This is a genomic window from Lapillicoccus sp. (genome assembly GCF_036559105.1).
Taxonomy (GTDB): domain Bacteria; phylum Actinomycetota; class Actinomycetes; order Actinomycetales; family Dermatophilaceae; genus Lapillicoccus.
In genome coordinates this window covers 1-21,484 of sequence record NZ_DATBTV010000140.1, presented here as the reverse complement: position 1 = coordinate 21,484, position 21,484 = coordinate 1, and the positions used below count along the sequence as shown (strand labels likewise).

21 protein-coding genes and 1 pseudogene are annotated in these 21,484 nt (G+C 70.3%); 6 read left to right on the top strand and 16 right to left on the bottom strand.

Translation table 11 applies throughout. From position 1 onward, the window contains the following. Positions 1–3: 3 nt before the first annotated feature. The 4 genes from VIG79_RS17155 to galE are packed head-to-tail and all read right to left on the bottom strand — an operon-like array spanning position 4 to position 3,406. A complete protein-coding gene (locus VIG79_RS17155) occupies positions 4–420 on the bottom strand; it encodes an MmcQ/YjbR family DNA-binding protein (protein WP_331887835.1) in 417 nt (138 codons plus the stop codon). Beyond that, positions 417–1,838 carry an adenylosuccinate lyase gene (purB, locus tag VIG79_RS17150; RefSeq protein WP_331887807.1) on the bottom strand — a complete coding sequence of 474 codons (1,422 nt, stop codon included), beginning with the start codon at positions 1,836–1,838 and terminating at the stop codon, positions 417–419. Before purB ends, VIG79_RS17155 begins: the two co-directional genes overlap by 4 nt. Before the next feature lie 40 nt (positions 1,839–1,878). Continuing rightward, positions 1,879–2,391, bottom strand: coding sequence for a low molecular weight protein-tyrosine-phosphatase (locus VIG79_RS17145; protein ID WP_331887805.1), 513 nt, complete (start codon positions 2,389–2,391; stop codon positions 1,879–1,881). Continuing rightward, the gene (galE, locus tag VIG79_RS17140; RefSeq protein ID WP_331887803.1) at positions 2,384–3,406 is read right to left on the bottom strand and encodes a UDP-glucose 4-epimerase GalE; all 1,023 of its coding nucleotides are present in this window, start codon (positions 3,404–3,406) and stop codon (positions 2,384–2,386) included. Before galE ends, VIG79_RS17145 begins: the two co-directional genes overlap by 8 nt. 131 nt (positions 3,407–3,537) lie before the next feature. Between galE and VIG79_RS17135 the strand changes: the two genes are divergently transcribed. Beyond that, positions 3,538–4,302 (top strand): hypothetical protein, encoded by a 765-nt coding sequence (locus VIG79_RS17135; protein WP_331887801.1) that lies wholly within the window; start codon positions 3,538–3,540, stop codon positions 4,300–4,302. 18 nt (positions 4,303–4,320) lie between these two features. Here the strand turns inward: VIG79_RS17135 and cydC are convergent, their stop codons facing one another. The 5 genes from cydC to paaK form a co-directional block, all read right to left on the bottom strand. After that, a complete protein-coding gene (gene cydC / locus VIG79_RS17130) occupies positions 4,321–5,961 on the bottom strand; it encodes a thiol reductant ABC exporter subunit CydC (protein WP_331887799.1) in 1,641 nt (546 codons plus the stop codon). Continuing rightward, positions 5,958–7,544 carry a thiol reductant ABC exporter subunit CydD gene (cydD, locus tag VIG79_RS17125; protein ID WP_331887797.1) on the bottom strand — a complete coding sequence of 529 codons (1,587 nt, stop codon included), beginning with the start codon at positions 7,542–7,544 and terminating at the stop codon, positions 5,958–5,960. The genes cydC and cydD overlap by 4 nt, the downstream gene beginning before the upstream one ends. Position 7,545: 1 nt before the next feature. Continuing rightward, positions 7,546–8,559, bottom strand: a complete 1,014-nt coding sequence (cydB, locus tag VIG79_RS17120) for a cytochrome d ubiquinol oxidase subunit II (protein ID WP_331887795.1) — start codon at positions 8,557–8,559, stop codon at positions 7,546–7,548. Between the two features lie 12 nt (positions 8,560–8,571). Beyond that, the gene (locus tag VIG79_RS17115; protein WP_331887793.1) at positions 8,572–10,026 is read right to left on the bottom strand and encodes a cytochrome ubiquinol oxidase subunit I; all 1,455 of its coding nucleotides are present in this window, start codon (positions 10,024–10,026) and stop codon (positions 8,572–8,574) included. Between the two features lie 110 nt (positions 10,027–10,136). Further along, positions 10,137–11,441: a phenylacetate--CoA ligase PaaK gene (gene paaK / locus VIG79_RS17110; protein WP_331887791.1), complete on the bottom strand. Its 1,305-nt coding sequence runs from the start codon at positions 11,439–11,441 to the stop codon at positions 10,137–10,139. 115 nt (positions 11,442–11,556) lie between these two features. Here paaK and VIG79_RS17105 point away from each other — a divergent pair, with 115 nt between their 5' ends. From VIG79_RS17105 to VIG79_RS17095, 3 genes are all read left to right on the top strand, one after another. After that, positions 11,557–12,405: an ABC transporter substrate-binding protein gene (locus VIG79_RS17105; RefSeq protein ID WP_331887789.1), complete on the top strand. Its 849-nt coding sequence runs from the start codon at positions 11,557–11,559 to the stop codon at positions 12,403–12,405. 67 nt (positions 12,406–12,472) lie between these two features. Next, a complete protein-coding gene (locus VIG79_RS17100) occupies positions 12,473–13,297 on the top strand; it encodes an amino acid ABC transporter permease (protein WP_331887787.1) in 825 nt (274 codons plus the stop codon). A gap of 5 nt (positions 13,298–13,302) precedes the next feature. After that, a complete protein-coding gene (locus VIG79_RS17095) occupies positions 13,303–14,133 on the top strand; it encodes an amino acid ABC transporter ATP-binding protein (RefSeq protein WP_331887833.1) in 831 nt (276 codons plus the stop codon). Positions 14,134–14,189: 56 nt separating this feature from the next. On the opposite strand, the gene VIG79_RS17090 is transcribed toward VIG79_RS17095, so the two are convergent. Genes VIG79_RS17090 through VIG79_RS17070 form a run of 5 tightly spaced genes read right to left on the bottom strand, consistent with a single transcriptional unit; the run spans position 14,190 to position 18,344 of the window. Then, positions 14,190–15,089, bottom strand: coding sequence for an RNA polymerase sigma-70 factor (locus tag VIG79_RS17090; RefSeq protein ID WP_331887785.1), 900 nt, complete (start codon positions 15,087–15,089; stop codon positions 14,190–14,192). Beyond that, positions 15,082–15,651, bottom strand: coding sequence for a carboxymuconolactone decarboxylase family protein (locus VIG79_RS17085; protein ID WP_331887783.1), 570 nt, complete (start codon positions 15,649–15,651; stop codon positions 15,082–15,084). Before VIG79_RS17085 ends, VIG79_RS17090 begins: the two co-directional genes overlap by 8 nt. Positions 15,652–15,686: 35 nt before the next feature. After that, positions 15,687–16,103 carry a hydroxyphenylacetyl-CoA thioesterase PaaI gene (gene paaI / locus VIG79_RS17080; protein WP_331887781.1) on the bottom strand — a complete coding sequence of 139 codons (417 nt, stop codon included), beginning with the start codon at positions 16,101–16,103 and terminating at the stop codon, positions 15,687–15,689. Beyond that, positions 16,100–17,278 carry a 3-hydroxyacyl-CoA dehydrogenase NAD-binding domain-containing protein gene (locus VIG79_RS17075; RefSeq protein WP_331887779.1) on the bottom strand — a complete coding sequence of 393 codons (1,179 nt, stop codon included), beginning with the start codon at positions 17,276–17,278 and terminating at the stop codon, positions 16,100–16,102. Before VIG79_RS17075 ends, paaI begins: the two co-directional genes overlap by 4 nt. A gap of 43 nt (positions 17,279–17,321) precedes the next feature. Then, positions 17,322–18,344 (bottom strand): magnesium transporter CorA family protein, encoded by a 1,023-nt coding sequence (locus VIG79_RS17070; protein ID WP_331887777.1) that lies wholly within the window; start codon positions 18,342–18,344, stop codon positions 17,322–17,324. Positions 18,345–18,422: 78 nt separating this feature from the next. Here VIG79_RS17070 and paaN point away from each other — a divergent pair, with 78 nt between their 5' ends. Both paaN and VIG79_RS17060 read left to right on the top strand, forming a co-directional pair. Beyond that, on the top strand, positions 18,423–20,132 hold the full coding sequence (gene paaN, locus VIG79_RS17065) for a phenylacetic acid degradation protein PaaN (protein ID WP_331887775.1): 1,710 nt from the start codon (positions 18,423–18,425) through the stop codon (positions 20,130–20,132). Positions 20,133–20,167: 35 nt separating this feature from the next. Next, complete coding sequence (locus VIG79_RS17060) at positions 20,168–20,602, top strand: VOC family protein (protein WP_331887773.1); 435 nt, start codon at positions 20,168–20,170, stop codon at positions 20,600–20,602. Between the two features lie 12 nt (positions 20,603–20,614). Here VIG79_RS17060 and VIG79_RS17055 read toward each other — a convergent pair. Both VIG79_RS17055 and VIG79_RS17050 read right to left on the bottom strand, forming a co-directional pair. After that, a pseudogene (locus tag VIG79_RS17055) lies at positions 20,615–20,929 on the bottom strand (family 1 glycosylhydrolase); the annotation flags it as partial. A 159-nt stretch (positions 20,930–21,088) separates the two neighbouring features. Beyond that, on the bottom strand, positions 21,089–21,484 hold a 396-nt coding region (locus VIG79_RS17050), incomplete at its 5' end, for a substrate-binding domain-containing protein (RefSeq protein ID WP_331887771.1).

Genomic DNA, 21,484 nt, shown 5'->3' with positions numbered 1-21,484 from the left:
GGGTCACACCTGCCGTGCGGCCAGCCACTCCTTGGCCAGCCGTTTCGGTGCCCGCGCCAGCCACGCGTCCTCAACGACCTCCGCCAGCTCGTCGCGGGTGACCTGTCCCAGCTCCGACAGCCGGACCAGGACCGCGTTGTAGCCGTCGAAGTACGGCGTCGCGAACCACGGCGGTTCACTCGCCAGAAACGCCGCCTTGTCCTCCGGCGTCCCGCAGCTGATCACGACCACGTCGGTCAGCCGCTCTCCGTCGGCGCCCAGCGCGTCGGGCCGTGGGTCGCGGTAGATGACGAACGACCTACCCCGGACCTGGTATGCCGGTCGGTCGCCCCACGCGACGGCCTCCGCCGTCTCGGGAGGGCCAGCGCCAGCTCTCCGATGTCGCTCGGCCGGGCGCTGCGCGAACGCGCCACCGCTCAGGCCCCGGCGTCGTCCAGGTACCGCACCAGCTCCGGCGCGGCGCCGACGTAGCTCGCGGGGGTCATCGCCGACAGCCGGGCCGCGACATCCTCCGGCAGCCCCAGCCCGGCGATGAAGACGCGCATGTCCTCCGCGCCGATGCGCCGCCCACGGGTCAGCTCCTTGAGCCGCTCGTAGGGCTCGTCCATCCCCGGCACCCTCTGCGCCGCAAGGGCCCGCATCGCCGACTGGACCGCCTCGCCGAGCACCTCCCAGTTCGCGTCCAGGTCGGCCGCCATGGTCGCTGGGACCGCGTCGAGGCCGGCCAGACCGCGTGCGACGTTGTCGAGCGCGAGCACCGAGTGACCGAACGCCGACCCGATGTTGCGTTGCATCGAGGAGTCGGTGAGGTCCCGCTGCAGCCGCGACTGCACCAGCGTCGCCGCCAGCACGTCGAACAGGGCGTTGGACACCTCGAGGTTGGCCTCGGCGTTCTCGAACCGGATCGGGTTCACCTTGTGCGGCATCGTCGACGATCCCACCGTCCCCTGGCCGCGGACCTGCGCGAAGTAGCCGAACGAGATGTACGTCCACACGTCGGTACAGAGGTTGTGCATCACCCGGTTGAACCGCGCCAGGTCCGCGTACAGCTCGGCCTGCCAGTCGTGACTCTCGATCTGGGTGGTGAGCGGGTTCCAGCTGAGCCCGAGCCCCTCCACGAACGATCGGCTGATACCCGGCCAGTCCGCGTCGGGCACGGCCGCGAGGTGGGCCCCGTAGGTGCCGGTGGCGCCGTTGAGCTTCCCGAGGTACTCGGCGTGGCCGACTCGCCGCAGCTGTCGCCGAAGCCGCGCCGCGAGAACGGCCAGCTCCTTGCCGAGGGTGGTCGGTGTGGCCGGCTGCCCGTGCGTGTGCGCGAGCATCGGTATGCCCCGCAGCTCACCGGCCATGCCGGCGACCTGGTCGACGACGGACGTCGCACGGGGCAGCCAGACCGACGTCACCGCACCCCGGACCATCAACGCGTACGAAAGGTTGTTGACGTCCTCGGAGGTGCACGCGAAGTGCACGAGCTCGCTGAGCCCTCGGTCCTCCTCACCCGGGACGATCCCGGCGAGGCGGCGCTTGAGGAAGTACTCGACCGCCTTGACGTCGTGCACCGTCTCCCGCTCGATGGCGGCGAGCTCCTCGACCTGCGCGGGCCCGAACTCGGACACGATCCGGCGCAGGCCGGCCTTCTCGTCGTCCGTCAGGTGACGGACGCCCGGGACCACCTTGTGGTCGGTGAGGTGGATCAGCCACTCGATCTCGACGTGGACCCGCATCCGGTTGAGCGCCGCCTCGGAGAGGAACTCGACGAGCGGCGCGACGACGGGGCGGTACCGGCCGTCGAGGGCACCGAGGGCCACCGTCGGGTCAGCGTCGGCGAACGAGGACATGTCGTCATCCTCCCAGAGAGGCGGGTGGTGGACCGGCGGGTCAGCCATCGCCTCGTCGGGTCGTGGTCCGCTCGCCGGCCACCCACGACACCACGCCGCGGCAGGCGGCCTCGACCTCGGTGAAGCACCGGACGAAGTCCTCCTCGTCGCCGTACCAGGGGTCGTCGACCTCCAACGTCCCAGCGGCTACGGCGGCGGGGTCGAACTCGCGCAGCAGGTGGACCTTGGCCGCGTCATCCTTGGTACGGGCCCACCGCCGCAGGACTGAGGCGTGGCCGGCGTCGGCGGCGAGGACCAGATCGGTGTCGGGGAACCAGCCGGGCTCGAAACCCCTCGCGATATGGGCGGATCCGTCGTACCCGCGCCGTCGCAGCTCGGCAACCGCTCGACGGTCCATGGGACTGCCCACCTCCCAGCGCGTCGTGCCCGCGGAGTCCACGGTGACGTCGAGGCCCGCCTCGCGGAACAGGTCGCGCAGGATCACCTCGCCCATCGGGGAGCGGCAGATGTTGCCGGTGCAGACGACGGTGACGTGGAACGGTCGGTCAGACATCCTCGTAACCGTTCGGGTTCTGGCTCTGCCACCGCCACGTGTCCGCGCACATGTCGTCGACCGTCCGGGTCGCGACCCAGCCGAGCTCCTCGTTGGCCCGGGTCGGGTCGGCCCACGACGCCGGCAGGTCCCCGGTCCGTCGGCCGACGATGTCGTAGGGTATCGGCATTCCCGAGGCGCGTTCGAACGCCTTGACCAGCTCCAACACCGAGGTGCCCCGGCCGGTTCCGAGGTTCCAGGTGCGGATGGGCTCGTCGGTGGACGCGATCCGGTTGAGCGCCGCGACATGGCCGTACGCAAGGTCCTCGACGTGGATGTAGTCGCGCTCGCAGGTGCCGTCGGTCGTGGGGTAGTCGTCGCCGAAGATGCGCAGCCGGTCGCGACGACCCACGGCGACCTGCGCGATGAACGGCATGAGGTTGTTGGGGATCCCCTGTGGGTCCTCGCCGATCGCGCCGGACGGGTGAGCGCCGACGGGGTTGAAGTAGCGCAGGACCGCGATGCGCCACGAGGGGTCGATGTGCGCGACGTCGCGCAGCACCGTCTCGATCATCACCTTGGTCCGCCCGTAAGGGCTGTTGGCCTGGAGCGGCTCGTAGTCCTCGCGATAGGGCAGGGGAGCCTGGTCGCCGTACACGGTCGCGGACGAGGAGAACACCAGCGTCGAGCAGCCGTGTCGGCGCATGGCGCGCAGCAGTGAGAACGTCGACTGGAGGTTGTTCTCGTAGTAGTCCAGTGGCCGCTGCACACTGTCACCGACGGCCTTCAGCCCCGCGAAGTGGACGACCGCGTCGACCTGCTCCGTTGCGAAGAGACGTTCCGTCTTGTCGCGGTCGGTGAGGTCGAAAGCGTGTACCGGGATATGGGTGTTCGTGAGTGCGTCCAGTCGCGCCATGACCGCGGGTTTGGCGTTCCCGAAATTGTCCACGACGAGAACGTCGTGCCCCGCCGCCGTAAGATGGACGACGGTGTGCGAACCGATGTACCCGGCCCCACCACTGACCAGTACTCGCATGCGCACACCGTATGCCGAGGCTCGAGTCGCATGACGGAACGCACGGCGCACGATCGGGTTGAGGTCAGCCGGGGGAACAGGACGCGACGGGCTCGACGCCAACACCGTCGCATCGGAAGGATTGGTTGAACGTGGGAAAGCACAGTGCGCAGCGGCGATCGCCGATGCCGCTCGTCCTCGGGGTCGTCGCCCTGCTCGCCATCGCGGCCGCGGCGTTCTTCGGTTTCCGCATCCTGACCGGCACCGACAGCCCCAGCCAGGCCGCGCCACTTCCGACGACGAGCACGAGCGGCACGCCGTCCACGACGACGAGCGCGACGAGCACCACGACGACCGCGGCGTCGGCCACCGTCTCGGCTGAGCTCGCCGCGGTCCAGAAGGCCCTCCAGGAGTGCGTCACCCGCCAGGACGCGGCCCAGCGGGTGGTCACGGCGGCGACGACCGCTGCCGAGCACTGGTCCGAGCACGTTCAGGGTCAGGCCGACATCGACTCCGGGGCGAAGACCTACCTGGACGTCAAGACCAACGTGTTCGGGCCGAGCCGCGCCGCCGGACCGGGTGACGTTGCGGCGTACGACGGTGCGATGACCGCGTACAGCGGCGTGGGCGGCTGTCAGAACGTCGGCACCCTCGAGGCGCCCACGGACCTCAAGACCAAGCTCCAGGCCTGCGCCGCCCGCGAGCAGGCGATCGACACCTACATGAGCGCGGCGAAGGCCGTCCTGGACGACTGGCGTACCCACCTGAGCGAGATGGCCGACCACAGCGACGGGCACCTCGACGGACCCGAGGCGCAGGCCCGCTGGATCCAGCGCTACCGGGCGGCCCCGGCGCACCTCGACCCCTACAAGTCCGCCGCTGCCGCCCTCTCCTCGGCTCCCGCCTGCAGCGCCTGACCGGCCGAAGCCGTTCCGCTAGGCCCGCACCGGGCTGAGGTCGAGCACGCGGTCGTAGGAGTCCACGCTCAGCGGCGTGTGGCTGACCACCACCACCGACCGGCCGTGAGCGTCACCGAGCACGTCGGCGAGCACCGCGGTCGCCGTGGCGTGGTCGAGGTGGGCCACCGGCTCGTCGAGGAGCAGGACCGGACGGCCCGACAGCAGCGCCCGCGCGACGGCGAGCCGGGCCCGCTCCCCGCCGGAGAGCCCCCGTCCGCCGGCGCCGAGACGGGAGTCCAGCCCGTCCGGGAGGCTGCCCAGCCAGCCGCTGAGCCCGGCCCGGCGCAGCGTCGTCACGAGCTCGGGGTCACCCGACTGGCTGTCGTCGATCGGCAGGGCGAGCCGCAGGTTCTCGCGCAGCGTCGATGCGAAGACGTGCGGCTCGTCGTCCACGACCGCGACGAGCGCCCGGACCTCCTCGACCGGAAGGTCGCGTACGTCGGTCCCGTCGACGGTGTAGCGCCCGCCGGACAGCTCGAGCTGTCGTCCGAGCAGCGCGAGGAGGGTCGACTTCCCTGCGCCGTTCGGCCCGGTCACCAGCAACCGTGTCCCGGGCTCCAGGTCCAGGTCGACGGGCCCGACGGCGGTGGCGACGCCGTCCCACGACGCCCGGGCGTCAGTGAGCCGGAGGCGTATGCCGCTCGTCCCGTGGGTCGAGAGCGCCCTGGTCCGTGAGTGCGGGCTGTCCGACACCGCCGGCTCCTGGACCAACAGCCGGTCGAGTCGCGCCGCCGCTGCGCGGGCGCGAGCCGACGCCCGGACCGCCTCGACCAGTGGCTGGAACGCCTCGACGACCGCCACCGGGGTCAGGACAAGGAGTCCCTTGACCGCGATCGGCACGCTGAGGTCGCGGGTCAGCACCGCCGCCGCGACGGTCGTGGCGGCAACCAGGAGCAGGATGGCCGCCGCCGTCGCGGCCCGGCCCCGGCTCTGCCGCCCGGTTGCCCGCTCGACGGCGCGCTGCGCGCCGTCCACGCGGGCAAGCACTGCGGGACCGGCCGCGGCCGCTCGGACCTGCCCGGCCTGCGCGGTCACGAGCTGGCTGGAGGCCAGCAGCTCGGCGCGCCGTTCCAGCAGATCGCCCTGGGCGGCGGACTCCGCGCGCCGGGCCAGGAGACCGACGACGGCCGTCGCGAGGACGAGGCCGGCGACCACGAGTCCCACGCTCGGTGCCAGCAACGCCGTGAGGAGCGCGGTGAGGACGCCGGCAGCCGCGGCCGCGGTGACGGGGACCGTGACCCGCACCTGCGCCTCGACGACCTCGCCCAGGTCGTCGACGACACCGCCGAGCAGGTCGGCTCGGCGACGGCGACCGAGGCGCGCCGGGGTCAGCGGGACCAGCCGGGCGTACGCCTGCGCCCGACGCTCGGCAAGGTCGCGCAGCGACGCGTCGTGCGAGCGCAGCCGCTCGGCGTAACGCAGCACCGGGCGCGCGATACCGAACGCGCGGACCGCAACGACCGCGGTGAGCAGGGAGAGGACCGCGGGCTGCTCGCTGGCGCGGACGACGAGCCAGCCGGACGTCGCGGTGAGGGCGATGCCAGCGGTGGTCGCCCCGGCGCCGAGCAGGGCCGCGAGCGCGAGCGACCGCCGTTCCCACCACTGGCTCCCGTTCACCGGGCCGCCCTCAGATCCTCGAGCACGACGTGTCGGTCGGCCACGGCGACCAGCTCGGGACGGTGTGTCGTCGCAATGACGGTTCGATCCGCGGCCAGGGCGGTGATGACCGCGTGGATGGTCTGCACGCCCTCGGAGTCGAGGTGCGCGGTGGGCTCGTCGAGCAGGACGACGGGGCGGTCGCTCAGGACCGCGCGGGCCACGGCCAGCCGGGCGCGCTGCCCCGCGGACAGCCCGAAGCCGTCGTCCCCCAGCCTGGTGTCCAGCCCGCGGGGCATCCCGGCGACCGCCCCGTCGAGGCCGACGCGGCGCAGGGCCTCCCAGAGCCGGTCCGGCGCCATCGGCCCGGCCGCCACCAGCTGGAGGTTCTCCCGCACCGAACCGGGCATCAGGAAGGGCCGCTGGGTGACGAGGTGCGCCGGGGCGGCGTCGACCGTTCCGGCCGTCGGCGTCCGCAGCCCCGCGACGAGCTCGAGCAGCGTGGTCTTGCCCGACCCGGACGCGCCGGTCACCACGGTGAGCCCGCCTCCGGCCGTGAGCGTGAGGTCGCGCAGAACCTCGCTGTCGTCGCCGGGGTAGCGGTAGCCGACCTGATGCAGGACGACGCCGGAGCCCGGTATGCGCGTCGGCACCGCTGCGTCCGCGTCGAGCTCGTCCATGATCCGGTCCAGGGCCTGGGCACCGTCGGCGGCGGCGTGGAACTCGGCGCCCACCCGGCGGATCGGCCAGTACGCCTCGGGGGCAAGAAGAATCGCGACCAGCCCGGGCAGCAGGTCGAGGTCTCCCGCCGCGAGCCGCAGGCCGACCGTGACGGCGACCAGGGCCACGGAGAGGGTGGCCAGCAGCTCCAGCGCCGCGGAGGACAGGAACGACAGCCGCAGGGTGGCCATCGTCTCCTCGCGGTGGCGCTCGCTGACCGACCTCACGGTCGCGACCTGGCGCGTACCCCGTCCGTAGGCGACCAGCGTCGGAAGGCCGCGCACGACGTCGACGAAGTGGCCGGACAGCCCTTGGAGGGCGGCCCAGCGGCGTTCCGTCGCCTCCTGGGTGGTCCGCCCGATCAGCGCCGCGAACAGCGGCAGGAGCGGCAGGGTCAGCACGACGATGACGGCGCTGGGCCAGTCGACGACGAACAGGGCCCCCACCGCCAGGACCGGCACGACGGAGGCGTGGACCAGCGCCGGCAGGTACCGCGTCACATAGGTCTCGACCGCGGTGCACCCCTGCGCGGCCAGGGTCGTTCCGACGGCCGGATCCAGCCACGTCTCCGCGGGGCGTTCCAGCCAGGTTCCGAGCAGTCGGACCCGCAGCGCGCCCGACACCGCGACACCGGCCGTTGCCGCGGTGCGCTCGACCGCGTAGGCCAGTGCGGCCCGCGCGCCGAACGCCAACGCCAGGAAGGTGATCGGACCGACGAGGTCGTCCCCGTGGACCACCGCGGTGACCAGCGCACCGACGGCGAAGGCAGCGCATACCGTCGCCACGCCCTGGAGCACACCGGCGACGCCGAGACCGACCACCGACCGACGCGCCTGCGGAACCGCCCGCAGCAGCCGCGGGTCGACCGGTCTCGACCGGGCCATCTCAGGCCGGGATGTGGTGCACGGCGATCCGCTTGCGGAAGACCCAGTAGGTCCAGCCCTGGTAGAGCAGCACGATCGGCGTGAAGATCAGCGCCACGATGGTCATGATCTTCAGCGTGTAGTCGGTGCTGGACGCGTTGGTGGTGGTCAGCGAGTAGGCCGGGTCGATGGTCGACGGCATCACGTCCGGGAACAGCGCGAGGAACAGCGTCGCCACGGCGAAGGCGATGCAGACGAAGGTTCCGGTGAACGCCCAGCCCTCGCGGTCGCGCAGGTTCGCCCCGAGCGCGCCGAGGAGGGCGACCGCGGCGACGACGGTGGTGACCCACGAGGCGGCCGAGCCCTGCTGGAACCCGATGACCAACAGGTAGACGACGGCGAGGACGGCCGCGACCACCCCGAGCCGGGTCGCCAGCCGGCGGGCGTCCTCGCGGATCGGGCCGGCTGTCTTCAACGCCACGAACAGGGCGCCGTGGACGAGGAACAGCGACAACGTCACGAGCCCGCCGAGCAGCGCCATCGGGTTGAGGAGCGTCCAGAGGTTGCCGACGAACTCCTTGTTCGCGTCGATCGGCACGCCGCGGACGATGTTGGTGAAGGCCACCCCCCAGAGCAGCGCCGGCACGAACGACCCGACGACGATGGCGAGGTCCCACCGCGACTTCCACGTGGTGCTCTCGCGCTTGTGGCGGTACTCGAAGCCGAGGTTGCGCACGATGAGCGCGACGAGGATGAGCAGCAGGGGAAGGTAGAACCCGCTGAACAACGTGGCATACCAGTGTGGGAAGGCCGCGAACGTCGCCCCGCCCGCCGTGAGCAGCCACACCTCGTTGCCGTCCCACAACGGGCCGATCGTGTTGATCATGACCCTCCGTCGCTGCTCGGTGTCCGCGGCGTCACCGCCGCGGCCGAGCACCGGCAGCAGCATCCCGACGCCGAAGTCGAACCCTTCCAGGACGAAGTAGCCCGTCCAGAGGATGGCGATGAGGATGAACCAGACCGTCGAGAGCTCCATGTCGTCCTCCCGTCAGTACGCGAAGACGAGCGGGGCGTCGTCGTCGGTCTGGTCCGGAGGGATGGGTTCGACGAACTCCTCGGCGCCCTTGCGGACGTAGTGGAGGAACAGCTTGACCTCGACGACGGCCAGCGCGCCGTAGAGCAGCGTGAAGACGATCATCGAGGTGAGCACCTCACCGGCCGAGACCGAGGGCGAGACCCCGGTTGCGGTCGTCATCATCCCGAAGACCAGCCAGGGCTGTCGGCCGGTCTCGGTGAAGATCCAGCCGAACGCCGCCCCGAGTACCGGCATCAGCGGGGTGAGCACGGCGGCCCAGGTCCAGAGCCGGTCCCAGCGACTGTCGGAGCGCGTGAGCACTCGGCCCCGACGCGTCGCCCAGAGGACGACCAGGGCCACCAGGGCGGACAGCATCCCGACCCCGATCATGAGCCGGAAGCTCCAGTAGGCCAAGGGGATGTTGGGCAGGTACGTCGCGTCGGCCACGAGCGGGTTCCCGGACTGGCCGAACTGTCGGAGGTACTGCGCCTGGAGGTCGTTGATCCCCTCGACCGAGCCGCTGAAGCTGCCGGTGGCGAGGAAGCTGAGCAGGCAGGGGACGGTGACGGAGAACCGTTCCTGGGTGCCGTCCAACGACCCGATCGTGAACAACGAGAACGGCGCACAGCTGTCGGCGGACTCGTAGAGCGCCTCGGCCGCGGCCATCTTCATCGGCTGGACCTCGGTCATGATCTTGCCCTGGAGGTCACCGGTGAAGGCCACGGCGAGTCCGGCGACGAGGGTCACGATCGCGGCGGTCCGGGTCATCCGGCGGTACATCCGTGAGTCGTCGCCGACGTCACGACGGCGCATCCGGTAGATGCCGACGCCGAGCACGACGGCGCCGCCGGCCATGTAGGACGCGGTGATGGTGTGCGGGAAGGTGACCAGCTGCACGGGGTTGGTGAGCACGGCGCCGAAGTCGGTGAGCTCGGCCCGTCCGGTCGCCTCGTTGAACCGGTACCCGACCGGGTGCTGCATGAACGAGTTGGCCGAGAGGATGAAATAGGCGGACAGGACCGTCCCGATGTGGACGATCCACATCGTCGCGGCGTGCAGCTTCTCGGGCAGGCGCCCCCACCCGAAGATCCACAGGCCGAGGAACACCGACTCGAGGAAGAACGCCAGCAGCGCCTCGATGGCCAGCGGGGCGCCGAAGATGTCGCCGACGAACCGCGAGTAGTCCGACCAGTTCATCCCGAACTGGAACTCCTGCACGATGCCGGTGACCAGGCCGAGCGCGAAGTTGATCGTGAAGAGCTTGCCGAGGAACTTCGTGAGGCGCAGGTCCGCCGGGTCCCGGTGCCGCACCCAGCGCACGTGGTAGTACGCCACGAGGGCGCTCATCCCGATCGTGATCGGAACGAAGAGGAAGTGGTAGACGGTGGTGATCGCGAACTGCCAGCGCGCGAGCGCAAGTGCGTCCACGTTGCCCCCTGGTCGTAGAAGGACCTTCGTCATCCCACGGTAGGTCGTGGGATTGCGACCGGTACAGGGGACCTTGGTCACATGTCGGGGCCAGCCAGCTGGGAGGGCGATCAGTCGCGCGGGCGCTGGTCCACCACTCGCCGGGCCTTGCCGACGGAACGCTCGATTCCTCCGGGGTCGCGCACCTCGACCCGGGCGGTCGTGCCGATCCGGTCCTTGATCCGCGAGACCAGCCGGGCCGCAACCACGGCCTTGTCCGGCTCGGGTAGCACCTCGTGGCTCTCCACGAGGACGGACAGCTCGTCGAGCCGACCGGGCCGGGTCAGTACGCACTGGAAGTAAGGCGCCAGACCGGACTCCGCGAGGACCAGCTCTTCCACCTGGGTCGGGAACACGTTGACGCCGCGGACGATCATCATGTCGTCGGAGCGGCCGGTGATCTTCTCCATCCGCCGGAACGCCGGGTATGCCGACCCCGGTAGCAGGCGGGTGAGGTCACGCGTGCGGTAGCGCAGGACGGGCATGGCCTGTTTGGTGAGGCTGGTGAGGACCAGCTCGCCGCGCTCGCCGTCGGAGACCGGCTCACCGGTGATCGGGTCGACGATCTCGGGGTAGAAGTGGTCCTCCCAGATGTGCAGCCCGTCCTTGGTCTCGACCGCCTCCTGCGCGACGCCGGGGCCGATCACCTCGGAGAGACCGTAGATGTCGACCGCGTCCATCGTGGTCCGCTCTTCGACCTCGCGACGCATCGACTCGGTCCAGGGCTCGGCCCCGAAGATCCCGATCCGCAGCGAAGACTGCTTCGGGTCCAGGCCCTGACGCTCCATCTCGTCGAGGATGCTGAGGAAGTAGCTCGGGGTGACCATGATGACCCGCGGCTCGAAGTCGCGGATGAGCTGGACCTGGCGCTCCGTCATCCCACCCGACACCGGCACCACGGTGCAGCCGAGCCGCTCCGCGCCGTAGTGCGCGCCGAGGCCGCCGGTGAACAGCCCGTACCCGTACGCGACGTGGACGATGTCGCCCGGCCGTCCGCCCGCTGCGTGGATCGACCGGGCCATGACCTCCGACCACACGTCGAGGTCGCCCCGCGTGTACCCGACGACGGTGGGCCGGCCGGTCGTGCCGCTGCTGGCGTGGACGCGAACGACCTCCTCGCGCGGCACCGCGAACATCCCGAACGGGTAGTTCGCCCGCAGGTCCTCCTTGCTGGTGAAGGGCACCCGCGCCAGATCCTCGAGTGAGCGCACGTCACCGGGCCTCAGCCCCACGGCGTCGAACGCCGCCCGGTAGTGCGGCACCGAGGCATACGCCGCATGTAGCGTCTCCCGCAGCCGCGCCGTCTGCTCCGAGCGGAGCCGCCCGACGCTCCACGTCCGCAGGTCGTCGTACCTGGTGTCGTCGCCGGTGGCCACGCCGCGATGGTATGCCGTTGTAACCGAGCAGATACCCCCACGGATGCCGGCGCGTGCCATGATGCCGCCTTGAGCGTCGGGGTCGGTCCGGCGCCCTAGCCAGGAGATCCCCCCTGTGACACCTCGCGTTGCCTTCCGCCCGCTCGTCGTCGTCGCCGCGGTCGCCGCGTTCGGCCTTACCGCCTGCGGCTCGACCCCGTCCGACTCGGGGGGCTCCGGCGGCTCCGGTGCCACCAGCGGGGGAGCCGCGGCCGCCGGCGTGACCCTGATCGCCCCGGGCAAGATCACGACCTGCACCCACCTGCCCTACGCGCCCTTCCAGTCCAATGACGACCAGGGCAAGACGATCGGCTTCGACGTCGACATGATCGACCTGGTCGCCAAGAAGCTGGGCGTCGAGCAGACCATCGTCGACACGCCGTTCGAGGGCATCAAGTCGGGTCAGGACCTGTCCACCGGCAAGTGCGACATCGCCGCCGCGGGCATGACGATCACCGACGAGCGCAAGAAGGCCATCCTCTTCTCGCTGCCGTACTTCGACGCGACGCAGGCGCTGCTGGTGAAGAAGGACTCCACCGTCGCCACGCTGGCCGACCTCAAGGGCAAGAAGCTGGGCGCCCAGGCCGCGACGACCGGTCTCGACTACGCGAAGTCCAAGGCGGACGCGAACGGCTACACGATCGTCGAGTTCCAGGACCTCGCGACTCAGACCCAAGCCCTGACGACGGGCCAGGTCGACGCCGCGATCAACGACCTGCCAGTCTGGACCGAGGCCATCAAGGAGGACAAGGGGGCGACCAAGGTCGCGACCCAGTTCGACACCGGTGAGCAGTACGGGTTCGGCATGAAGCTCGGCAACGACGCCCTGAAGAAGGTCGTCGACGAGGCCATCACGACGGCGAAGTCCGACGGCACCTACGCCTCGCTCTACACCAAGTGGATCGGTCAAGCTCCGCCGAAGTAACCGTCGCGCTATCGTGCCGACGTCGCCCTGACTCACCAGCTGAGTTCACGAGAGGAAGGGCTCGCCCATGGCCCTCGACACGGCAGCGCCTCCCAAACCGCGGATGAGCCGGCGTCAGCGCGCCCGGCTGACCCGATGGGCCCAGTACGCCGTCGGGATCCTCGTCGTCCTGTTCCTCGCCCTCAAGACCGACTGGGTGCAGTTCAACGCGGCGTTCTTCCGGCTGGACATCGTCCAGCGGATGTGGCCGAGCGTCATCACGATCGGGCTGAAGAACACCCTGATCTACACGGCGCTGGCCTTCATCTTCGGCCTCGTGCTGGGGCTCATCATCGCCATGATGAAGCTGTCGTCCATCGGGCCGTACCGCTGGTTCGCGAACGCCTACGTCGAGCTGTTCCGGGGTCTGCCCGCGCTGGTGGTCCTCTTCATGGTGGCGTACGGCATCCCCAACGCGTTCCCGGGTTTCCACTTCCCCGGTGACATCTACGGGGAGGTCATGGTCGGGCTGGGCCTGACCGCCGCGGCCTACATGGCGGAGACCATCCGGGCCGGCATCCAGGCCGTGCCCAAGGGACAGGTCGAGGCGGCCCGCACCCTGGGGATGAGCTACGGGAGGACGATGGTGAGCATCGTGCTGCCACAGGCCTTCCGGGTCGTCATCCCGCCGCTCACCAACGAGATCATCCTGCTCGTCAAGGACTCGTCGCTGGTCTACGTCCTCGGGGTGACCTTCGCGCAGTACGAGCTGACGAAGTTCAGCCAGGACTTCCTCAACCGCACCGTGAACCCCACACCGCTCATCGTCGGGGCCTTGTGCTATCTCATCATCACCCTCCCGCTGTCGAGCCTCGTGCGAGCGCTCGAGAAGCGCTACGCCAAGGCTCGGTGACCGCGATGCCCTCCCTTCCCGACACCCCGGGCGTCCCCACGGCCGTCGAGCTGCCCGCCATCTCGATCCAGAGCCTGTCGAAGTCGTTCGGCACCAACGAGGTCCTCAAGGACATCAGCCTCGATGTCGCCACCGGTGAGGTGGTCTGCGTCATCGGCCCCTCGGGGTCCGGCAAGTCCACCCTGCTGCGGTGCGTGAACATGCTCGAGACCCCGACGGCGGGGACCATCCACGTCGGCGCCGACGAGATGACCGACCCCGACGTCGATATCGACCGGGTACGCCGGCGGATCGGCATGGTGTTCCAGTCCTTCAACCTCTTCCCACACCTGACCGTGCTGCAGAACCTCACCATCGCCCAGACCAAGGTGCTGCGTCGCAGCAAGACCGAGGCGGACAAGGTGGCGCGCCAGAACCTCGAACGGGTCGGCATGACCCACAAGGAGGACGCCTTCCCGGCGCAGCTCTCCGGCGGTCAGCAGCAGCGCGTCGCGATCGCCCGGTCGCTGTCGATGGACCCCGAGCTGATGCTCTTCGACGAGCCCACCTCGGCCCTCGACCCCGAGCTGGTCGGCGAGGTCCTCGCCGTGATGAAGTCCCTGGCCAACCAGGGCATGACGATGATGATCGTCACCCACGAGATGGCGTTCGCCCGCGAGGTCGCCGACCGCGTGGTGTTCATGGACGGTGGCTACGTCGTCGAGTCGGGCTCTCCGGCGGAGGTCATCGGCGACCCACAGGAGTCCCGGACGAAGTCGTTCCTCCACCGGGTGCTCAACCCGCTGGTCATCGAGCCGGACGAGCTGACCGACGAGGGCGTCCAGGACCTCCGCTGACTCACCCCACGAAGTTCTCCGCTTCGCTCCGATACTTCGCGGGGGCCCCGACGGAATCAGTCGACCAAGGTGGCCGTCGTGCCGGTGACCCGCCCGAGCTTGACCGGGTTCCGCACGAAGTAGAGGGCCGTGATGCCGCGGTCCTCGACCGTGCAGAAGGCCACGGTGTCGAGCTCGTCATCCGCATACAGCAGGATCGCGGTCTCGTCGTTGAGCCGGGCGACCTCGACTCGCGTCTCGCCGGTGTAGTCCGGCCGGTTGAGCACCCCGACCAGCCACCGGACCACCTTCTCCGGGCCGTGGATCGGCCGCAGTGCCGCCCGCTTGATCCCGCCACCATCGGTGACGAGCACGATGTCGGGGGCCAGCAGGGCCATGAACGAGTCCATGTCCCCGGTCGTCAGGTGCTGGATGAACTGGTCCAGGACGGCGTCGTGCCGCTTCCGGTCGACCACCTCCGGACGTCGCGAGTGGACATGGCCGCGGGCGCGGGTGGCCAGCTGCCGCACCGCGGCCTCGGACCGGTCCAGCGTCGTGGCCACCTCGGCGAAGCTGAGCCCGAAGACGTCGTGCAGCACGAACGCGGCCCGTTCCAGCGGCGACAGCGACTCGAGCACGACGAGCATGGCCATCGACACCGAGTCGGACAGCTCGACGCTCTCGGCGGGACCACGGTCGGTCGACACCGGTTCGGGCAGCCACGGCCCGACGTAGTCCTCGCGCCGGTTCTGTTGCTGACGAACGCGGTTCAGCGCCTGCCGGGTCGCGACGGTCAGCAGGTAGGCCCGCGGGTCGCGCACCTCACTCCGGTCGGCCGCCGCCCAGCGCAGCCAGGTCTCCTGGACCGCGTCCTCCGCGTCGGCCGCGCTCCCGAGAACCCGGTATGCGGCGCCGACCAGCTGGGGTCGCAGGTCCTCGAACTGGCGTGCGACCTCCTCGTCGGCAGACTCAGACATGCGTGGGCTTCAGGTCGCACTTCTCCTTGAACCCCTGGCTGGTGAACCCGAGCGCCGAGTTGGACCGGCTGTAGAAGTTCTCCAGGGCGACGGCGGCGGTGAGCTCGACGACCGCCGCCTCGCTGAGGTCCTCCAGCAGCCTGGCCACCATCTCGTCGGTCACGCCCATCGGGGTGGTCGACATCGCCTCGGCGTACTCGATCACCCGACGCTCGAGGTCGGTGAAGACGTCGCTGTGGCGCCAGTCGGTGATCGCCTCGAGCTTGGCCCGGTCCACGCCCACGGCGAACGACACCCAGTAGCCGAAGTCGAGGCACCAGCTGCACCCGACGGTGGCCGCGGCGCTCAAGGCGGCGAGGTGCTTGAGCGACCCGTCCAGGGCGTCCCATCGGTTGGTCGCGCTCTGGAACCGCATCGTCGAGGTCAGCACCTTGCGGTTGTGGGCCATCGCCAGGGCGGGCTCCATGACCGCGCCGAACTGACGGCGGGTGTACCAGTTCATCGCCTTGACCAGCAGGTTGCTGTCGTCGACGAGGGGGATGCGGGCGGTGGAGGTGTTCATGACGATGAGACACGGCCCGCCGGCCGGATGTGACATCACCGGTTGGGCAGCGACCGGGACCGCCCACGGAACTCGGCGATGACCGCCCTGTCCGCCTCCCGGGTCACGGTGACGTCGGTGATCCCGCTGCGGCCGTAGTCCACCAGGACCCGGGCCTCGGCGACCAGCACGTCACCGAGGCGGGCGGACGTGACGAAGGTGATGTCCGCCCCGGCGGCGACCGTGAGCACGCCCCGGGAGTTGCAGGCCAGGGCGAAAGCCGAGTCGGCCAGCGTGAAGAGGTAGCCGCCGTGCGCGATGTCATGACCGTTGACCATGTGATCGCTGACGGTCATCCGGACCACGGCGTGGTCGACCTCGACGACCGTGGCCTCCATACCGAGGTGCGCGGAGGCGCCGTCGTCGTCCCACATCCGGCGGACGTGGCCGAGGTCCACCTCGGCGTCCGTCACCGATCGCCGTCCAGTGCCGGACTGGGTCGGTACCGTCCACCCGGGTATGCGTCGTCGAGCTCGGCGAGGACGGTGCGGACGTAGTCGTATCCCAGCTCTCGACCCCAGGCGACGGGCCCCTTCGGGTAGGACGTGCCGAGCACCATGGCCGTGTCCACGTCCTCGGGGGAGGCCTCGCCACGGTGCACGAGGTCCACCGCCTCGTTGACCAGCATGGCCACGGTGCGGGCCACCGGGTCGGTGCGGGCCGGTCCACCGACCAGCTCGTCGACCCGGCGCTCGTCGGGGTCGGCGTCGGTCGGGCGGCCGTCCGCCGCATACCTGTAGACGCCGCGCCCGGTCTTGCGGCCGAGCCGACCCTGGGCGACGAGGTCGCGCTGGAGCTGCACCGGCGCATACCGGGGGTCCTGACCGGTCCGTTCCCAGACGCTCGTGCCGACAGCGAGGTTGACGTCCTGCCCGATGAGGTCGGTCAGCTCGAGCGGCCCCATCCGGAACCCGGCGGACCGCAGGCACGCGTCGATCGTGGCGGCGTCGGCGAGGCCCTCGTCGAGCATCCGCTGCCCCTCGCCGTAGAACGGCCGGGCGACGCGGTTGACGATGAACCCCGGCGTGGACGCACAGTGGACCGGGGTCTTGCCCCAGGACGCGACCAGGTCGGCGGCGAAGTCCACGTAGGTCTGGGCGCTGGACTGGCCGTGGACCACCTCGACCAGCCGCATCACCGGCGCGGGGTTGAAGAAGTGCAGCCCGATCACCCGCTCCGGGTCGTGGACCGACTCGGCGATGGCGTCGATGTCGAGGCTCGAGGTGTTGGTGGCCAGCAGCGTGGTGGGCGGCTGGGTCCGGCCCAGCTCGGCGAACACCGACTGCTTGACCTCGAGGTCCTCGGCGGCGGCCTCGATCACCAGCTCGCACTCCGGCAGGTCGGCGAGGTCGGCGACGACCTGCAGACGGTCGGCCGCCGCCCGGGCCTCCTCCCTGGTCATCCGGCTCTTGGCGGCGAGGTCGGCCAGGCGCTGACCGAGGCCCTCGACGGCAGCCGCGGCCCGGTCCGCACCGGCGTCCTGGAGGTAGACCTGGTGCCCGGCCATCGCGGCGACCTGGGCGATCCCCGCGCCCATGGCGCCGGTACCGACAACGGCGACGTTGCCTCGAGGACCGTCCGTCGTCATGCCGCCCATCCTGCCAAACCGGCGGTTACCTGGACGGGGTGGCTCAGATCCACTCCTTGCGCTTGAAGACGACGTAGAGGCTGACCGCGATGCCCAGGATGATCACCGTCGACGCGATCACGCCGGACGGCTGGTTGAAGCCCGGGTAGGGCACGTTCTGGCCGAACCATCCCGTCACGGCGGTCGGTATGGCGATGATGGCCGCCCAGGCCGTGAGCTTCTTCATCACCGTGTTGAGCCGGGCGTCCTGGAGCGACAGCGAGGTCTCGAAGATCGAGGTGAGCATGTCGCGCAGCGACTCGCTCCACTCCGCCGCCCGGATCGCGTGGTCGTAGAGGTCGGAGAACCAGCCGTCGAGCTCGTTGCCGTCCTTGTGCAGCTCGGTGCGGTGGCGGAGCACGGCACTGACCACCTCGCGCATCGGCAGGACGACCCGGCGCAGCTCGACCAGTTCCTTGCGGATCCGGAAGGTCCGCTGCTGCGTCGTGCGGGTCTGCTCGTTCTCGGCGAAGAGCCCGTCCTCCAGCGACTCGATGGCGTCGTCGAGCTGCTGCACCGTGTCGAAGTGCCCGTCGACGATGACGTCGAGGAGCCCGTGGAGCAGCGCTCCACCCCCGAGGTGCAACAGGTCGGCGTTGTCCTCCCAGCGCTTCTCGACCTCTTTGACGTCGAACACGTCGTTGTCGCGGACGGTGACGATGCCGCGCGGCAGGACGAAGGCCGAGATCTTCGTGAGCTGGAGCCGGGATGCAAGGACCTGGTCGGGTTCCATGGGCCCGTTGCCCGGGTGGTCGAGATGGGTCGCGTACACGCTGACGAAGGAGTGGTGCGCGTGCATCGTCGCCTTGGGGCGGCTGGCGTCCTCGACGACGTCCTCGACGGCGTGCGGGTCGAGGCTGAGCTCCTCGGCGAGCTTCTGGAGGACGCCGTGGTCCGGTTCGAGGATGTCGACCCAGACCAGGGAGTCCTCCTCCTCGAGGTGCTCCGAGATGTCGTCGAGGGAGAAGTCCTGGTCGGTGACCTCGCCCTTGCGCCACAGCACGGTGTGGACGCCGGTGGTTCCCATGAGGTCAGTGTGCTCCCTGTGACTGCGTGGAACCTGCCGAGGAGGCTGGTACGCGCTGGGCTCATTACGATTGGCCCGGTGACGACGACGGCGACGCCCACCGACCACCCGCTGCTCGGGAAGCACGCGGACGCCCTGGCGGAGGCCCGCGCGGCACTGGCCGCCCGCAGTTACTACTCGCGCTACCCCGAGTCACCCTCCCCGCGCGTCTACGGCGAGACCGCCGCGGCGGACGGGCTCGTCGCCCACGAGGCGCACCTCGACGGTCGGTATGCGGCGCTGGCCGACCAGCCCACCGACGGCACGTGGGTGGGGTCGGAGGTCTCGCCCTACGGACCGGTCCTCGGGGTCCAGTACCCACACCTGGACGTCGACCGGTCGCTGGCCGCCGCCCGCGCCGCGATGCCGTCGTGGCGCGACGCCGGTCCGCAGGTCCGGGCGGCGGTATGCCTGGAGGTCGTCGATGCGGTCAACGCCCGGGCCTTCGAGCTGGCCAACGCGGTGATGCACACGTCGGGCCAGCCGTTCGTCATGGCCTTCCAGGCCGGCGGTCCGCACGCCCAGGACCGCGCCGTCGAGGCGATCGTGGCCGGGCTCGTCGAGCAGGAGCGGGTGCCGACGTCGGTGACCTGGGAGAAGCCGGCCAAGGACGCGCCGATCCGGATGGTCAAGGACTACCGCATCGTCCCGCGCGGCGTGGCCCTCGTGGTCGGCTGCAACACCTTCCCGACCTGGAACGCCTACCCCGGGATCTTCGCCTCGCTGGTGACCGGCAACCCGGTCGTCATCAAGCCCCACCCCAAGGCGGTGCTGCCGCTGGCCATCACGGTGGAGGTCGCGCGAACTGTACTGCGGGAGAACGGCTTCGACCCAGATCTCGTGCAGCTGGCCGTGGAGGCCGACGGTGAAGGCCTGGCCAAGACCCTGGCCGAGCGGCCCGAGATCGCGATCATCGACTACACCGGCGGCCCGCGGTTCGGCGAGTGGCTGGAGCGCGAGGGCGCCGCTCGCGGAGCGCTGGTGTTCACCGAGAAGGCCGGCGTCAACACTGTCGTCGTCGACTCGACCGACAACCTCCGCGGGGCGCTGGGCAACCTGGCCTTTTCGCTGGCGCTGTACTCGGGACAGATGTGCACGACTCCCCAGAACGTCTACGTGCCCGAGGACGGCATCGACACCGACGAGGGTCACCTGTCCTTCGAGGAGCTCAGCGACCGGCTGGCGGCGGCCATCGGCAAGCTCACCAGCGACGACGCCCGCGCCGTGGAGATCCTCGGCGCGACGGTGAACGACCAGGTGCGGACCAACGCGGCCGGGGTCGAGGAGCTGGCTCAGCGCGGCGGTGGTTCGGTGGTGCTGGCCCCGCGGTCGGTGAGCCATCCCGCGTACCCCGAGGCCGTCGTCCGTGCCCCGGGGCTGGTGGCCCTGGACGCCTCCAGCGAGGAGGTCTATACGCGCGAGTGCTTCGGCCCGGTGACGTTCCTGATCCGGACCACGTCGACGGAGCAGTCCCTGGACCGGTTCGTCGAGACGGTGCGCGAGCACGGCGCGATGACCGCAGCGGTGTGGTCCACGTCCGAGGACGTCCTCGAGGCCGCGCGGGATGCGGCCGCGGAGGCGGGGGTCTCGCTCTCGGAGAACCTCACCGGGCCGGTCTTCGTCAACCAGACCTCCGCCTTCTCCGACTACCACGGCACGGGGGCGAACCCGGCGGCCAACTCGGCATACACCGACGCCGCCTACGTGGCCAACCGGTTCCGCGTCGTCACCAGCCGCCGGCATATCTGATCGCGGTCGTCGGTCCCCGCCCCTACGGTGGACCGATGGCAACGGTCAGGCAGTTCCAGGTCACCTTCGACTGCGCCGAACCCGAGCGCGTGGCCCGCTTCTGGTGCGAGGTGCTGGGGTACGTCGTCCCACCGCCTCCCGAGGGCTTCGCGTCGTGGGAGGACGTCGACCGCGCACAACCGCCCGAGCACCAGGGGTCGAGGTTCGCCTGCGTCGATCCCACCGGGGTGGGCCCGCGTCTGTTCTTCCAGCGCGTGCCCGAGGGCAAGGTCGTCAAGAACCGGGTGCATCTCGACGTGCGCGTCGGCACGGGCATGGTCGGTGAGGAGCGCCTGGCCGCCCTCGAGGCCGAATGCGCACGCCTCATCCCGCTCGGTGCGACCCGCTTCCAGCTCCTACTGGCCGATGAGGAGAACGAGTCGTGCCTCGTGATGCAGGACGTCGAGGGCAACGAGTTCTGCCTCGACTGAGTGGTACGTCAGTCATCGGCGCGTGTTGGCCCTGATGACGTCCGCGTAGAACCGGGCGGAGTCCTTGACCGTCCGCCGTTGCGTCGGGTAGTCGACGTGGACGATCCCGAACCGCCGCTCGTAGCCCCAGGCCCACTCGAAGTTGTCGAGCAGGGACCACAGGAGGTACCCGCGGACATCGGCGCCGGCGTCGATCGCGTCGCGGACGGCGGCCAGGTGCCGCCGCACGTACTCGGTCCGCTCCACGTCATGGACCCGGCCGTCGGGCGAGACGACGTCGGGGTAGGCCGCGCCGTTCTCGGTGACCATCAGGGGGATTCCGGGGTAGTGGATGAGGCCGATGCTGAGACCGGTTGCTCGATCTAGGCAGATCCGACCGTGCCCGAAGTCGAGGACGGCAAGCAGCCCGAGCACGCCGACCTCGACGCCCTGACCCGACAGGGCAGGCGCCCGCGAAATTCGTCCAGCGGACGTCAAGCCCGGGCTTCACGGGCCCGGCGCCGGGCCGTGCGTGCCCCGCAAGCGAGTCTCCACCGGGATCCGCCGTTGCACTGTCCTGGTTCGGCTGTCGTTCCGATCAGAGCCGATCTCGACCAGCAACATCTCTACGGCGGTGGCGGCTAGTAGGTCCAGATCGACCCGCACCGTCGTCAGGTTGACAATCGGCCAGCCGGCCACCGCGATGTCGTCGAAGCCCACGACCGTGAGGTCCTCGGGCACTCGCAGCCCTCGCTGTCGGGCCGCCGAGAGGGCGCCGAGCGCGAGAACGTCGTTGCCGCAGACGATCGCAGTTGGCCGTGGTGACTCGTCGAAGAGACTGTGAGCTGCGGCCATGCCGGCGTCGTGACCGAATTTGGCGCGCCGCACCAGCTTTCTCGGCAG

Bases quoted from the DNA above. Each gene is read 5' to 3' on its own strand.
- purB (WP_331887807.1), bottom strand. From the start codon at position 1,838: ATGTCCTCGTTCGCCGACGCTGACCCGACGGTGGCCCTCGGTGCCCTC.
- VIG79_RS17145 (WP_331887805.1), bottom strand. From the start codon at position 2,391: ATGTCTGACCGACCGTTCCACGTCACCGTCGTCTGCACCGGCAACATC.
- galE (WP_331887803.1), bottom strand. From the start codon at position 3,406: ATGCGAGTACTGGTCAGTGGTGGGGCCGGGTACATCGGTTCGCACACC.
- cydD (WP_331887797.1), bottom strand. From the start codon at position 7,544: ATGGCCCGGTCGAGACCGGTCGACCCGCGGCTGCTGCGGGCGGTTCCG.
- cydB (WP_331887795.1), bottom strand. From the start codon at position 8,559: ATGGAGCTCTCGACGGTCTGGTTCATCCTCATCGCCATCCTCTGGACG.
- VIG79_RS17100 (WP_331887787.1), top strand. From the start codon at position 12,473: ATGGCCCTCGACACGGCAGCGCCTCCCAAACCGCGGATGAGCCGGCGT.
- VIG79_RS17095 (WP_331887833.1), top strand. From the start codon at position 13,303: ATGCCCTCCCTTCCCGACACCCCGGGCGTCCCCACGGCCGTCGAGCTG.
- VIG79_RS17090 (WP_331887785.1), bottom strand. From the start codon at position 15,089: ATGTCTGAGTCTGCCGACGAGGAGGTCGCACGCCAGTTCGAGGACCTG.
- VIG79_RS17085 (WP_331887783.1), bottom strand. From the start codon at position 15,651: ATGAACACCTCCACCGCCCGCATCCCCCTCGTCGACGACAGCAACCTG.
- VIG79_RS17075 (WP_331887779.1), bottom strand. From the start codon at position 17,278: ATGACGACGGACGGTCCTCGAGGCAACGTCGCCGTTGTCGGTACCGGC.
- VIG79_RS17070 (WP_331887777.1), bottom strand. From the start codon at position 18,344: ATGGGAACCACCGGCGTCCACACCGTGCTGTGGCGCAAGGGCGAGGTC.
- VIG79_RS17060 (WP_331887773.1), top strand. From the start codon at position 20,168: ATGGCAACGGTCAGGCAGTTCCAGGTCACCTTCGACTGCGCCGAACCC.